The sequence below is a fragment of the Luteolibacter sp. LG18 genome, assembly GCF_036322585.1.
In the GTDB taxonomy this organism is placed as follows: domain Bacteria; phylum Verrucomicrobiota; class Verrucomicrobiia; order Verrucomicrobiales; family Akkermansiaceae; genus Luteolibacter.
Genome location: NZ_AP024600.1, coordinates 1669522 through 1683360, shown reverse-complemented (window position 1 = coordinate 1683360; position 13839 = coordinate 1669522). Strand labels below are relative to the sequence as shown.

Annotated in this window: 15 protein-coding genes; 5 read left to right on the top strand and 10 right to left on the bottom strand. The window is 64.8% G+C overall.

The features are described 5' to 3' along the window. Positions 1 to 17: 17 nt before the first annotated feature. The gene (locus llg_RS07080) at positions 18 to 1379 is read right to left on the bottom strand and encodes a DEAD/DEAH box helicase (RefSeq protein WP_338289020.1); all 1362 of its coding nucleotides are present in this window, start codon (positions 1377 to 1379) and stop codon (positions 18 to 20) included. 342 nt (positions 1380 to 1721) lie between these two features. On the opposite strand from llg_RS07080, the gene llg_RS07075 reads away from it, so the two are divergent. From llg_RS07075 to llg_RS07065, 3 genes are all read left to right on the top strand, one after another. Then, positions 1722 to 2567 carry a hypothetical protein gene (locus llg_RS07075; protein WP_338289019.1) on the top strand — a complete coding sequence of 282 codons (846 nt, stop codon included), beginning with the start codon at positions 1722 to 1724 and terminating at the stop codon, positions 2565 to 2567. Between the two features lie 138 nt (positions 2568 to 2705). After that, positions 2706 to 3230, top strand: coding sequence for a DUF2726 domain-containing protein (locus llg_RS07070; RefSeq protein WP_338289017.1), 525 nt, complete (start codon positions 2706 to 2708; stop codon positions 3228 to 3230). A gap of 222 nt (positions 3231 to 3452) precedes the next feature. After that, on the top strand, positions 3453 to 3923 hold the full coding sequence (locus tag llg_RS07065) for a hypothetical protein (protein ID WP_338289016.1): 471 nt from the start codon (positions 3453 to 3455) through the stop codon (positions 3921 to 3923). Between the two features lie 111 nt (positions 3924 to 4034). Here llg_RS07065 and llg_RS07060 read toward each other — a convergent pair whose 3' ends face one another. The 9 genes from llg_RS07060 to llg_RS07020 all read right to left on the bottom strand — a co-directional run bounded on the left by llg_RS07060 (position 4035) and on the right by llg_RS07020 (position 11354). Next, a complete protein-coding gene (locus llg_RS07060) occupies positions 4035 to 4928 on the bottom strand; it encodes a YceI family protein (protein ID WP_338289015.1) in 894 nt (297 codons plus the stop codon). Beyond that, positions 4925 to 6814, bottom strand: coding sequence for a monovalent cation:proton antiporter-2 (CPA2) family protein (locus tag llg_RS07055; RefSeq protein WP_338289014.1), 1890 nt, complete (start codon positions 6812 to 6814; stop codon positions 4925 to 4927). Before llg_RS07055 ends, llg_RS07060 begins: the two co-directional genes overlap by 4 nt. A gap of 12 nt (positions 6815 to 6826) precedes the next feature. After that, entirely contained in the window at positions 6827 to 7390 is a 564-nt protein-coding gene (locus llg_RS07050; protein ID WP_338289013.1) for an NAD(P)H-dependent oxidoreductase, read from the bottom strand. A gap of 3 nt (positions 7391 to 7393) precedes the next feature. Continuing rightward, positions 7394 to 7858: a VOC family protein gene (locus tag llg_RS07045; RefSeq protein WP_338289012.1), complete on the bottom strand. Its 465-nt coding sequence runs from the start codon at positions 7856 to 7858 to the stop codon at positions 7394 to 7396. A 353-nt stretch (positions 7859 to 8211) separates the two neighbouring features. Then, positions 8212 to 8619: a DUF2251 domain-containing protein gene (locus llg_RS07040; protein ID WP_338289011.1), complete on the bottom strand. Its 408-nt coding sequence runs from the start codon at positions 8617 to 8619 to the stop codon at positions 8212 to 8214. Further along, entirely contained in the window at positions 8616 to 9200 is a 585-nt protein-coding gene (locus tag llg_RS07035) for a L,D-transpeptidase family protein (protein WP_338289010.1), read from the bottom strand. The genes llg_RS07040 and llg_RS07035 overlap by 4 nt, the downstream gene beginning before the upstream one ends. 87 nt (positions 9201 to 9287) lie before the next feature. Next, complete coding sequence (locus tag llg_RS07030) at positions 9288 to 9848, bottom strand: flavodoxin family protein (RefSeq protein ID WP_338289009.1); 561 nt, start codon at positions 9846 to 9848, stop codon at positions 9288 to 9290. Positions 9849 to 9943: 95 nt separating this feature from the next. Continuing rightward, positions 9944 to 10591 (bottom strand): YceI family protein, encoded by a 648-nt coding sequence (locus llg_RS07025; protein ID WP_338289008.1) that lies wholly within the window; start codon positions 10589 to 10591, stop codon positions 9944 to 9946. 46 nt (positions 10592 to 10637) lie between these two features. Beyond that, positions 10638 to 11354, bottom strand: coding sequence for a pirin family protein (locus llg_RS07020; RefSeq protein ID WP_338289006.1), 717 nt, complete (start codon positions 11352 to 11354; stop codon positions 10638 to 10640). Positions 11355 to 11485: 131 nt separating this feature from the next. On the opposite strand from llg_RS07020, the gene llg_RS07015 reads away from it, so the two are divergent. Both llg_RS07015 and llg_RS07010 read left to right on the top strand, forming a co-directional pair. Next, on the top strand, positions 11486 to 12763 hold the full coding sequence (locus tag llg_RS07015; protein ID WP_338289005.1) for a DUF2314 domain-containing protein: 1278 nt from the start codon (positions 11486 to 11488) through the stop codon (positions 12761 to 12763). A gap of 31 nt (positions 12764 to 12794) precedes the next feature. Further along, a complete protein-coding gene (locus tag llg_RS07010) occupies positions 12795 to 13679 on the top strand; it encodes a LysR family transcriptional regulator (protein WP_338289004.1) in 885 nt (294 codons plus the stop codon). The last annotated feature ends 160 nt before the right edge of the window (positions 13680 to 13839 follow it).

The window sequence follows — 13839 nt, the reverse complement described above, 5'->3', positions numbered from 1 at the left end:
CCCGGGACCGGGGGGAGTTACGCACGGGCGGGGCGCGGACCCCGGCTGCCACCACGGTTTTCGGAGCGGCCGCCCCCCTGCGGTTGGCCACCCGGGCGACCGCCGCCACCGTTGCGGTTACGGCCCTGGCCATTGCCCTGCGGGGCCCGGCCCTGTCCGCCACCTTGTCCGCCGCCCTGCTGGCCGCGACCGCGGGGCGCCGGTTTCGGGGCCTTCGGGATCACCACGGTGAGCGGGATCTTCGGCTCGTCACCCTTCAGGTGCTCACCCACCAGGCGGTTGCCGGTGAGCTTTTCGATATCGCGCAGTTTTTCGCGATCCTCCGGCGCGACCAGTGAAATGGCGGTGCCGGTGGCTCCCGCGCGGCCGGTGCGGCCGATGCGGTGGATGTAGTCCTCCGGGACCATCGGCAGGTCGTAGTTGATCACGTGGCTGATGCCATCGATATCCAGACCGCGGGCCGCCACGTCGGTGGCGACGAGGAGCTTCACGCTGCCGTCACGCATCTGGTCGATGGTGCGCTTGCGCTGGCCCTGGGTCTTGTCGCCATGGAGCGCGGCGCAGGAATGGCCGCTGAGCGCCAGCGACTTGGCGAGGCGGTCGGCCCGGCGCTTGGTGCCGGTGAAGATGACGGCCTGCTTGATCTCGCGGTCACCCAGCCAGTGGTCGAGGAGGCGGCGCTTGTGGTCGACATTGTCGACGTGGAAGAGCTTCTGCTCGATGCCCTCGTGGCGGACCTTGTTCGCGGCCAGCTCGACGAGTTCCGGCTGGCGGAGCAGGTCGGTGGCGACGCGGCGGACCTCGCCCTCCAGCGTGGCGGAGAACAGGAGCGACTGCTTGGAATCCGGGGTGTAGCCCGCGATGCGGCGCACCGGCTTCACGAAGCCCATGTCCAGCATGCGGTCGGCCTCGTCCAGGACGAGGAACTCGACGTTGGAAAGGTCCACCTTCTTCTGGTCGAGGTGGTCGATCAGGCGGCCGGGGGTAGCCACCAGCACGTCCAGCGGGCGGGAGAGAAGCTGGTACTGCGGGCCGTAGCCGACACCGCCGACGACGATGCCGGAGGTCAGGCCGGAAAACTTGCCGAAGCGGCGGACCTCTTCCTGGACCTGCACCGCGAGCTCGCGGGTGGGGGTCAGGACGAGCGCGCGCGGGCCGCGGCGGCCGGTGCCGGAACGCTCCATCAGCCGGTGCAGCATCGGCACCACGAACGACGCGGTCTTGCCGCTGCCGGTCTGCGAGGAGGCCATCAGGTCGCGGCCGGCCATCACGATCGGGATCGACTTGGCCTGGATCGGGGTGGGGGTCTCAAAGCCGCAGGCGTCGATGGCCTTGGCAATGGCGGGATTCAAATTGAAGGAAGCAAACGTGGTCATCATTTCGTCAGGTGGCCGGTGCGCGCGATCGCGGCACGGCCTTGTCAGGGCGACAAACGCCAGGGGAAGACAGTGTGTCTCCCGATGTGGTTTCTGGTTGATTCACTCCGATGGCATCGGAGGAGAAACGGCCGGTTTGTCAGAAGCGGCCGATGTCGTTTGCAACCAGAGAACCGCGGGGATACCCCCCTGCCGAAACGGATGAAAACGGCTGATCCCTTGCGGGCAGCGGCGGCGCTATACGGGCGGAGGCCCCGGACCGCAAGCCTATTCTGACCCGGCAAGGCACCAACCGTTTCTCAATTCTTCTTGCCACGGACAACAGATATCTGGCCCCGTGCGGCGATGAAACTCCTCCGTTCCATCACCTCCTTTGCCGCCCTGACCTTGATGGCCTCTGGCCAGGAGACCACATCCGCTGGGAAAGCGGCCTACGTCCTCGCCAAACCCGGCTCCACCCCTCCTGCCAACTGCGTGATCACCCAGGGGCAGGAACTGAAAAACGGCAAGTTCAAGGCCACCATGGCCGGAGAAACCAAAGAAGGCACCTGCGAAAGCAGCGAAAGCGGAACCGAAGCCATCGAATTCCTGGCTCCCGACAAAATCAGGCGCACCGTCACTGCCGCCTCCAAAGTCCAAACCTTCGTCATCGATGGAAAGGAGAACCCCCAGCGGGGATCTTCCCCCCTCCTGAACACTCCCGTCATCATGACACGTTCCGAGGCCGGTTGGACGGCAGCCCTTGAAAAAGGCAATCCCACTCCACTGCAACGATCGCTGCTGAAGGACCTGAAGTACCCAGACTCCTCCTCCAAGGACATCACCGCTTACGGAACTGCCCCCCGCAAGATCGGTGATTCATGGGTGGTGAACCTTGTGGATTTCCCCTTTGCCGGGGTCAGCGATTCCAACACAGCGGCGGGAAGCGTGACGATCACGTTCAAGGGAATCGAAACCTTCGAGGGCAAGAAGTGCGCCCGCCTCGAAGCCGTAATGGACATGGGCCAAAAGAACGGGAACGAAGATACCGGTAAACCGAAGGTCCTGATGAAAGGCTCCGTCGTCATCCTCCGCTCCTTGGATGACTTGATCGATTTGAAGCGGGACTTCACCGGTACCGTGGAAACATCTGGAGACGACATGAATCTCTCGGGAGATTACTCGATGCACGAAACACGCAGCTTGAAATGAGCTGACAAAGGTGGGCAAGACCACTGAATCAGATAGCCACCCCGATGATTAAGATTTCGTGATATTTTCACGACACCCTCTGCATTACCCCTCATCACGGGATTCTTTTTAAAGGAAACCCGTGCTATCAATCTAACCATGACGAACCGCTCCCCCCAAGCGGGTCGTATGGAAAGACTCTTCGGATGGCTCCCGTCCGCGAAGTCCCGTACCGCCCCCCAAGATACCGAAGTTTCCGAGGTCGAACGCACGTGGCGTCACAAGACGCTGCTCACGCAGTCCGAACTTTCCTTCCTCCACGTGCTCAACCGCGTCGTGCAGGACCGCTGCCTGATCCTGACCAAAGCCCGCATGGCCGACCTCTTCGGGTTCCGCCGCGGCGAAGAGGCCAGCCCGGTGTTCGAGAAGATCGGCAGCCAGCACGTCGATTTCGTGCTCTGCGATCCGCGGACCTCCGAAATGCTGGTCGCCATCGAAGTGGACGAACGCGCCTACGTGGATGCCGCCCGCGCCGAGCGCAACCGCTTCATGGACCGGCTCTTCGCCTGGAACCGCCTGCCGCTGATCCGGGTCCCCTCCTCCTTCCTCTACGCCCCGGAAAAGCTCCGCCGCGAGCTGTCGCGGGTGCTGGGCGATGCCCGGCTGCAAGCCATCGGCAACTGACTCTCCCCCCAAACCCACCACGGGCGGCCGGTGTTTCAGCTGCCGGACGCCCGTGGTGTGGAGGGATTCTAACAGGCACCGCGCGCCTGGTGTGCAAGACCGGCATTCCCGTTGGACAAGACGGCGATCGAAGACAAATTCGCCGTTGTCATGCCCCATCTCCCGCGGCTCCTCCGTTTGCTGGCTTGCTGTTCAGCCGCCCTGGCAAGCACAAGTTGCTCCTTGGTTCTCCTCAAGTCCGGAGCCACGGACCTGACCGAGTACACGGCGGGGAACGCCTCCTTCAACCGCGCAAAGGTCATTGGGCATCTGGGTCAGCCCACTTCGTCCGAAACTTTCTCGAAACCCCGCACTCTGGGCTCCTTGGCGAAGCGGTATCCGACCCTCAATCTTCCGGTCCGCGGAAACATCGAACCACCGGGCAAGCTCGTGGCCACCGTGGATACCTATCGGATCGATGGTTACGTTCTGGATCCCAGGGAGTACAGTGCCGCGGGGCAATCCAGCATCTTCACCTTCGGAATTGGAGAGGCTATCAACATCCCGAGGGCAGCCTCCGATCGAGTCTCCGGCCTTGATGACAAACACACGTTCCGGATCGCCTACGATCCCGCGGGAAACATGGTGGCCCGCCGCCTCGATAGTGAGAACGTGACCGTTCACAAGGACGGCTCCCACGTGTCGGTTTGGTAGGGCGCTGGCCATGGGTAGCTGAAGTGATGACACTTCAGGCGGGGTGAATTCGCGAAGGGTATGAGGCCGTCCACCCAGCCCGAAGTGTCACGACTTCGGCTACGGAACGGATCACCCCGTCACGATCTTCACCTCGAAATCGATGAGGTCGTTCACGAGGTGCCCCGCGAGGCGGTGGAAGAATTTCCCGGAACCGTAGAGGACGCCCCAGCGGGTGCGGTCGATGGAAAAGGTCGCCTGCGCGGCGGCCTTGCCGTCCGGGGTGAGGCCGCAGGTGGCGGCGAATTCGATCGGATGGGTCTGCCCCTTCAGCGTCAGCTCCGCGGCGAGGTGCAGGTTCGGCGCACCGGGCGTGCCAACCTCCAGATGGGTGGCGGAGGTGATCGTGAGACGGGCTTCCGGGAACCGCGCGACATCGAAGAAATCGTGGTCGTGCAGGTGGTGGATCAGCACCGCGTGGTACTCGGTGCCGGACAGGTCGCTGCAATCGAGGCGCGTCAGATCCAGGACGATCTCGCCGCCGGTGAGACGGCCGTGGGCGAGATCGAGCCAACCGGAGCGGATGGCGATGGTGCCGTGGTGCTTGTTGAGCAGGTTCCGGCCGGTCCAGCCGACTCTGGAGGCTTCCAGATCCACCAGCACCCGGCCCTCGGGCACCTCCGGCGCGGGCGGCAGCGGAGCACCACAGGTATTCGGCAGCCCCGCCTCCAACCAGGCCTCCAGACCGCCCTCGAGTTCCGCGACGTCGGTGTAGCCCGCGCGCTGGAGTTTCTCCACCGCCATGCGGGCCTCCAGGCTGTTACCAGAAGCCCCGTAGAGGCGCACGGCGCGGGCCTTGTCCGGGAGCTGGGCGGGGAAGCGCTCGTTGCAGGCCACCTCGAAGACGGCGTTGTTCAGCGCGCCGGTGATGTGGCAGGCCTCGTAATCGTCCGCGAGGCGGACATCGAGGACCACGGGCGGGTTGGCGGAGGCGAGCTCCGCGGCAAGGTCGGCGGGAGTGATCATAAGGATTCGGGTTTGGGAGAAGGTTTGGCATTCGGATCGGCACCGGGCGGCACCCAGCCTTCGTCGCCGAAGTCGTGGCCGGGCTCCTCACGCATGACCTGGTCGAGCGTGCGCTGGACCTCGCGCGCGGCGGAGATGAAAGCGTCGTCGTCCTTGTGGCGGTGCTTCGCCATCTTGCGGAGGAAGATCTCATCGCGGCGGCGATAGAGCTTCGCCACGCGGTAGGCGGTGTAGGCCGGGGTGCCGAGCTCGCGCAGGACGTCGGTGGCCAGCGTGAGCGAGGTGTCCAGCGTGTCGCGATAGATCCGCTCCTCCCCCGCGTCCAGAAGCTCGTAGGCCTCGGCGCGGCTGTGCGCGCGCAGGAAGATCTTCAGGTGCGGGAAGTGCTTCCGCGCGGTCTCCACGATGTTCAGCGTCGTGGCCACGTCCTTCAGCGCGATGACGAGGATCTTCGCCCGCGCCGCCCCGGCGGTGAGCAGCATGTCCGGCCGACCCGCGTCCCCGAAGAACACCGGCATGCCGATCGCCCGCAGCGTGTCGACCTGGTCCGGATCATTGTCGAGCACCGTGCTGTGGATGCCCTGGGTGCGCAGCAGGCGACCGATGATGTGACCGAAGCGGCCGAAACCGCAGATGATGACCGGCGCGCCCTCGTCCTGCACGTCACTCTCCCGCTCGACCACCGGCTTCTTCATCGAGCGGGCGGTGAGGCGGTGGCTGGCAAGGATCAGCAGGGGCGTGGCTGCCATCGAGATGGCCACCCCGGCGGTGAGGGTTTTCCCCTGGCTTTCATCGAAAACCCCGGAGCCGAGCGCCAGGCCGATCAAGACGAATGCGAACTCGCCGCCACCCGCGAGCGCCGCGGCGAACACGAACGACGGTTCCCGGGGCGAGCGGTGGAGCCGCGCGAGCGCGTACATCATCACCGCCTTCACCACGATCAGCCCGGCGGCGAGACCGAGCACGGTGCCGGGGAAACGCCCGATGTGCCCGAAGTCGATGCCCACCCCCACGCCGAGGAAGAACAACCCGAGCAGCAGCCCCTTGAACGGTTCGAGGTCGCTTTCCAGCTCGTGGCGGTACTCGCTGTTCGCCAGCACCACGCCCGCGACGAAGGTGCCGAGCGCGGCGGAGAGTCCCACCTTCGTCATCAGCAGGGCGATGCCGATGATCAGCATCAGCGCCGCGGCGGTGAAAGCCTCGCGCTGGCGGGTCTTCGCGATGGCGCGGAACAAGGGCCGCGTGGCCAGCCGCGCGATCACCACCACCAGCACCACGGCACCGACCGTGACCAAGCCCCGCCCCCACGCCGGCCAGCCCTCCATCCAATCGTGCGACGCGTGTCCGGCGGTTCCATGCGCCGCACCGGTGGCCAGCAGCGGCAGCAGCGCGATGATCGGGATCACCGCCAGGTCCTGGAACAACAGGACCGCAAACGAGTTCTGGCCGGCCTCGGTGCGCAGCAGGTTTTTCTCCGCCAGCGATTGCAGGACAATGGCGGTGCTCGACATCGCGAGGATCATCCCCATCGCCAGCGCGGGCTTCCAATGGCAGCCGAAGGCCACCGCCGCTCCGGCAAGACCCAGCGCGCACAACACCACCTGCATGCCGCCCAGCCCGAAAATCTGCCGTCGCATCCGCCACAACTCGGTGGGCCGCATTTCCAGCCCCACCAGGAACAACATCACCACCACCCCGAACTCCGCGAAGTGGGTGACCTGCTCGCTTTCCCCGCCGATCCAGCCGAGGCCCCACGGCCCGATGGCCGCGCCGATGATCAGATACCCGAGCACGGCCCCGAGGCCGAGCCGCTTCCCAGCCACCACCGCGACCAATGCCGCGGCAAGGTAGATGAACGCCTGGAGGAAAACACTTTCGAACGCCACTGCTCCCAAGGACTACTCCGGCCCCGGCAACCAGAGCGAGACGGAACCGGCGCGAAGTGAGGTCAGCCACCGGCTATAGTCCCGGGCCGCCTCGTCCCGCGTCTCCTCCGTGATATGGTTCGCCGCGTGGACCGTGAACGCCTCGGCATAGGCCATGCCGCACAAGCGCGCGGTCTGCTCGAAGGGCGAGAGCAGCTCGCGGACCGAGAAGTGGTTCGTGCCCTCCCGCCGGTAGGCGTCCTCCGGCCCGCCGGCGGTGATCGCCTGGGCCAGCACCTTGCCCCGCAGCGCGCGGCCATCCGGCCCGTAGGCCCAGTTGAACTGGAGCACCAGGTCGAGCCACTCCTTCAGCAAGGCCGGGCTGCTGTACCAGAAGAACGGGTGCTGGAGCACCACCGTGCGGTACTGTTCCAACAGCCGCTGCTCGGCGCGGACATCGACCAGGAAATCCGGATAGGTTTCGTACAAATCATGCACCGCCACCCCCTCGGTCGCGCGGGCCGCGGCGACAAGGGCGCGGTTCGTGCGCGACCGGTGGAAGGCCGGGTGCGCGAAAATCACCAGCACGTCCTCCATGGTTCAGGACGCGTTGCAATCCCACTCCTTCGCCGCCTTCGCGATCTCCTCCGGGGACACGTCGCGGACATGGGTGGCGAGGCTCCAGCGGTAGCCGTGCGGGTCCGCCACCCGCGAGGTGCGGTCGCCCCAGAACATGTCGGTGGGCTCCTGCAGGGAGGTAGCGCCCGCCCCAACCGCCTGAGCGTAGGCCGCATCCACATCGGCCACGTAGATCATGAACGCCCCGCCCGTCCCCACCTCCGGAGCCACACAGCCCCATTCCGGGAACTCGCTGGAAAGCATGAGGCGGGAATTCCCGATCGCGATCTCGGCGTGCATGATCTTGCCGGTCTTCTCATCCGGCATGCGGAAGATCTCCACCGCGCCAAACGCGGCCTGATAGAATGCCAGCGCGGCGGGCGCATCGGCCACGGTCAGAGACGGCGTAACGCTGTGGTAGCCTTCGGGAATGTGGGATTCGGACATGGTTTTCGCGGGTTCCCTCACCCTTTGTCACAGCAGGCGGAAAACGCCAGCGGCAAAAGCGTCACGGGGAGTTGAGGCTTTAGCCGAGGAAGGTCTTTAGAGGGGGGGCGGAGGCTAGGGAGATTCTTTGCCGCAAAGAGGCGCAAGAAGCGCAAAAGGAAGAGATCAACGGCGACGGGATGCACTCCCCGAAAGCTCGTCTTCTCTTCCTGAAAACTGAACACTGCAAACCAGCAAACTCTCTTCAGGCCTCCGCCTCCCGGAAGACCTTCCTCGCCTAAAGGCTCAACTCATCCCCCGGAAACGAGGTGGTAGCAGCCGTGGGCACTCGGGTCCACGAAGCCGTCGTGGACTCAATCCTGATAGAAATGGCCCTTCAAGTCGCTGCTCCACGGGGCTCGATGCCAACCCGACTTGGGATCAGGATCCGGGAACACATCGAGGGAATAGCCGGTTCTCCGTTCGAAATCGAACATCGCCAGGGGAGAATCGTTGATCAGAAGCGCGGCCTTCCTCCAATCGTTGGACCAGATGATCCGGAGCGAGGAAGGCCTCTCGCCCTCACTCCCCTCCTTCACCGTGTAAACGTGGAGGGCGTCAACGAACAGCGAGCCCTCGATACGGTAATCCCTGGCGTAAAAGTAACCGGTGCCGCCGTCGTCCTCAAAGACCACCCCGTGGGGCTGGCCCACGGCATCGCTCTCGATGACGCACGGACACCCCGCGACGATTTCCGCTCGGGCTCCCAAATACGGCCTCATCCTCCGTACACGATCGTCACCGGCGTTCCCACGCGGACGTTGTCGAAGAGGATCGGCGCGAAGGGCTTCGGCAGGCGGATGCAGCCGTGGGAAGCGGGCTCACCGGGGTTCGGAATGATCCCGGCGTGCATGCCGATGCCGTAGCCGGTGATGCGCATCCAGTAGGGCATCGGCGCGGGAACGTAGTGGCAGCCCGTCGGGACACGGGTCCCGGGGGTGGCGTCGCCGTTCACCGTGTTGCCGAACTCATCCTCGATCCAACCGTAGGAGCCGGAATACTTGTCCTCCAGTTTCTCGGTGATCGAGTAGCGGCCCGGCGGCGTGCCGTGGCCTTCCTTGCCGGTGGCCACATAGGACCAGCCGATCGGCCGGCCGCCGCGGGTGTAGGTCGCCCGCTGGGTGCTCAGGTTGATCTTCACCGCCACCTCGCCGGGGCCGCCATCGTCATTCCACTCGAACAAATGCCGCTCCGGAGCCGGATGCGGCAGCGACACCGAGGTCAATGGCGAGAAATTCGAGCACGAAACGAGATTGGCCGTGAAAGCGGCCATCGGGAAGAGGAGGGAGAGCGCGCGGGACATGGCGTTCCAAGGGGCTGGACGGGCATTCTAACACGAAATGCCGCCGCACCCAACTGGAAAACGATGCCCGCGCGCGCGGAACCCTTGTCAGGCCTTGAGTTTCAGCCCCACCGAGGCGACCCGCTCGCCCAGCGCGCGGCCGGTGGCCTTGTCCAGATCGGACAATTCGAGCTGCCCGGCCTGGCCCATCGCGCCGCCGAACGAACCGAGGCGGTTCAAGCCCGCGGGCTCGACATTCGGCAGCAGCCCCAGGGTCACCCAGAGCATGCCGTGCTGGGCGGCGAGGATCTGGAAGTACTGGAGCGTGTTGAGCTTATCGCCGCTCGGGGAATTCGAAACGGTGAACCCGGCGGCCAGCTTGTCCTTCCACTGCTGGCCGAACCAGCGGCCGGCGGTGGCGTCGGCGAAGGCTTTGAACTGGCCGGCCGGGCCGCCCATGTAGGTCGGCGAGCCGAAGATGATCGCGTCCGCGGCATCGAGCGACGCCAACACGGCGTCGTTCGCATAGCGGCCTTCGACGATGTCCTTGCCCTCGATGGCCAGGAGCTCGGCCTCCACCCCGGAACCGGAGCGGGCGCCTTCCAGCACGGCTTCCGCGAGCTTCGCGGTGTTTCCGGTGCCGGAGAAATAGACGATGGCGATTTTCATGAGAAGTGGGGAGTAAAGAAGAGTGGAAGGAGGCATGTGAGCCTCAAAGAAAGAAGCCCCCGCGATCTCTCACGCGGGGGCTTCCCATCGCCGGTTCAGGCGCCCGGCTTGGCCTCGAGGTCGAGTTTGATCACGACCTCGTCCTTGATGAGGTTGTCGGCCATGCCCGGGTAGTTGATCCCGAAGTCCTGGCGCTTGATGTTGAACTCGGAGGCGATCTTCACCGTCTCGCCGTCCTTCGCCACGGTGGCGGGGAAGGAGATGTTCTTGGTCACGCCGTGGAGCGTGAAGTTCCCGGAAACGGTGTAGCTGGTGTCGGAGTTCTTCTTCAGCTCGGTGACGTCGAAGGTGGACTGCGGGAACTTCGCGACGTCGAAGAAGTCCGGGGACTTCAGGTGGCCGGTCAGTTTCGCGGAGCCTTCCTCGTTCCCGCCATCGGCGAAGGTGGAGGACATGTCGATGGTCACCTTGTGCTCGTTGCCCACGGGGGCGCCGTCCTTCACGGTGAAGTAGCCGCTGAAGGTCTTGAAACCGCCGGGATGGCTGGCGGTGACCTTCGCGCCCACGAAGCCGATCTTGGAGTTCGGGGTGAAGGTGTATTTCGTGCCACCGGCGGCACCGGTGTCGGACTTGGTCACGGCGTCCTTCACGTCGGCCTTGGCGGTGTTCTTGGCCGGGTCGTTGCAGGAGACGAGGCCGAGCGCGAGGAGGGCGGCGGAGCCGAGGAGCATGGTCGTTTTCATGTCAGTGTCTGTTCTTTGGATTGATCGTGTGTTAGAGAGCACGGCTTCAGCCGATGTCAAAGAGAAGGGCTTCGAGCGGTTCGGCGCCCGCGGCGATGGTGTAGGTGCCCGCGGTTTCCGAGGAGATGGCGTCGCCGCCATTCAGGTCGACGTCCGCGACCTTCGCGGTGCCCCGCGCCACGTGCAGCCAAAGGCCGCGGCCTTCCGGCAGCTCGTGGGTGATGGACTGGCCGGGGGCCAGCTTCACGCGGTAGATGTCGGCGTCCTGGTGGATGGTGGCGGAATTGTCACGGCCGTCCGGCGAGATCACGAGGACCTTCGGGTCGTTCTCCGTGCCAGGGGCGGGCTTCCACTCGGTGTAGCCGGGCTCGAGCTGGCGCTGGCGCGGCATGATCCAGATCTGGAGCATGTGGGTCCAGTCCTTGGCCGAGGGGTTGAACTCGGAGTGGAGCACGCCCTTGCCGGCGCTCATGAGCTGGATCTCACCGGGGTTGAGCACGCGCTTGTTCCCCATCGAGTCCTGGTGGGCGAGCTGCCCGTCCAGCACGTAGGAGAAGATCTCCATGTCCCGGTGCGGGTGGCTCGGGAATCCGCCCTGCGGCGCGATGCGGTCGTCATTGATGACGCGCAGCGAGCGGAACGCCATGTGGGCCGGATCGTAATAATCGGCGAAGGAAAAGGTGTGGTGGCTGTCCAGCCAACCGTGGTTGGCATGGCCTCGTTCTTCACTGCGGCGGACGGTCAGCGTCGGGTTCGTTTTCATGCGTTCATCCTGCCAGAAATCCGGCGCTTGGATAATGCCCGCTCGTCAGTCTGAGCATGCCGTGGGATCATGGGTCCCCGTCATCGTGATTTGTCTGGCCACCCCCGGACCGCACCGGCAGCGTCCGCCCCATGGCCAGGCAAACGATTGGAGACGAAGCCAGAAGCGACGGCACCATGCTCATGGTGCTCGGAGCCGCCCTCTGCATCTGGCTCGCCTCGGGCCAACACTGGCTGGTGGCCGCTGAAACCATCACCCTCATCGTCGCGGGACTGCTGCTCTACCGGCACACGATCGCTGGCATCTATCTCACCCTCGTGGTGATTCTTGCGATGGGCCTCTACAACCTCTCGGTCATCTTCCGGAAAGGCTTCGGCATCAAGACCGCCATCGGCCTGCTGCTATTCGTGGGCATCTGGCAGTGCTGGCGGAAATACGGGCGCATTCTCCAAAAACAAGCGACCTGGGATGATCCGCTGGTTCCCGGTGAAACCCCGTTGCCCGATCCTTCCGAATCCGAGGACAAGCCGATGATCTCGATTGTCCTGCTCCGGCGCCACGCCTTGCCACTCGATCAGGACTCCCTTTCCGCCGTCGTCCGCCGCGCGTGGAGCCATCCGCGGAAACCCGCAGATGACGAGGAACTGTTCGCGGTGGGTGACGGCTCCTTGTTCATCGTGCGCAATGGAGCGGGGCTTTGGACCGTGCACAACCGGGCCCACCCTTACTTTGACGACGTCGAACAAGCCATCGCGTCGGTTCCTGAAATGCGGCTGCAAAAAGCCGTTCGGGATCACAGTGCCTGGTTGGCAGTCGACCTGACCGCACCATTCGACAAATCGCTGTCGGCGGAATCGTTCTACCCCCACATTTTCCGGCTGCTGCGCGAGCTTGCGGACGAAGACACGCTGGCGATTTTCCGACCGGAAACGGGCCACATCAACGTGTGGGACGACGAGGTCGCGGCCAAGCTGTGCGGCCCGGAACCGCTTCAAGACTTCACCCAACGGTCCCAACCACCGGTGATCCACGTCGAGGACGATGATCCCCTGATGGTGGCCGCGGTCGCCGAAGCCCGGGCTTCTTTCCCCGATTTCAGGAAGCGGTGGCTCGAACGGGACGACGGCGAGAGATTCCTCGTGAAAGGTCCGGTGCGCTCCGGGAACCGACAGGAATACATCTGGTTTTCCGTGACCGATCTCTCGGAGGAAACCGCTTACGGGACCCTGGACAACGAACCGGTGGATCTCGGAGGATTGAAGCTCGGGGACCCGGTGGCCCTGGATCTATCCGATCTGAACGACTGGGCCCTTCTCCCAGCCGATGGCACGAAGCCCCTGGGCCTCCACACGGTGAAGGCGGTGGATGCCGCCGGGAAACGGGCTCTCGAAGCCGCGGATGGAAGTTGACCGGCGTCTTTCGAGCCGTGACTTTCGGCCCATGGAACTGCGTCAGTTGCGGGCGTTTGCGGAGACGGCGGAGGCGGGAAGCATTACCGCCGCGGCCAAGGTGCTGCGTCTCACGCAACCGGCGCTGAGCCGCCAGATCAAGGCGCTGGAGGAGGAGCTCGGCGTATCCCTTTTCGAACGCGGCGCGCATTCCGTGACCCTCACGCCCGCGGGCGAAGTGTTGCGCGGCGAAACGGTGAAGCTGCTGAAATTCACCGACGCGATGGTGCGGAAGGTGAAGGCCGAGGCCGAAGGCGAGCCGCTGCGGGTGGGCTACTCCCCCTCCCTTGCCTCCGATTTCCTCTCGATCGCCATCGAGCGCTTCACCCAGCTCCACCCGCGGGTGCGGATCACACTCCACGATTGGTCCAGCGCGGAGATGCGCGATGGCATCCTGGCCGGCAAGCTGGACCTGATGGTCACCGTGCCCTGCCCCGGCGACGCGATCCGCTGGGAACCGCTGCGCCACGTCGGCTGGCGCGTGCTGGTCCCCGCCAACCATCCGCTGGCGAAGAAAAAGCGCATCGATCCCAAGGACCTCGATGGCCAGCGCCTGCTGCTGTTCGAACGCGAGGGCTACCCGGACTACTGGGACCGCGTGATCCGGTTCTTCAAGGACCGCAACCTCCAGGCGAAGATCGCCGGCGAGTTCGACGGCATCGTCAGCCTCAGCGCGGCGGTGGAAGCGGGGATGGGACTCGCCCTCGCCGCCGAAACCACCCGCATCAGCGGCGGTGCCGACGCCCGCATGGTGATGCGGCCTCTTTCCGAAGAACCCCTCACCACCAAGGTCAGCGCCGGAGTCCCCGCCACCGGTGAGGTGCCCGCACGCGTGCTCGCCTTCGTCGAGGAGCTGAAGGTCGCGGCCGGTTCGTGAGGAGTTGAGCCTCCAGGCGAGGAGGGTTTGACGAACCTGTTGCCCGACCTCCAACTCTCCTTTTTGCGATCTCTCTTTGCGCCTTTTTGCGGCAAAAATCTCTCCTGACTCCGCCTCCCTCTGAAGACCCTCCTCGGCTAAAGCCTCAACTCCTTGGAAT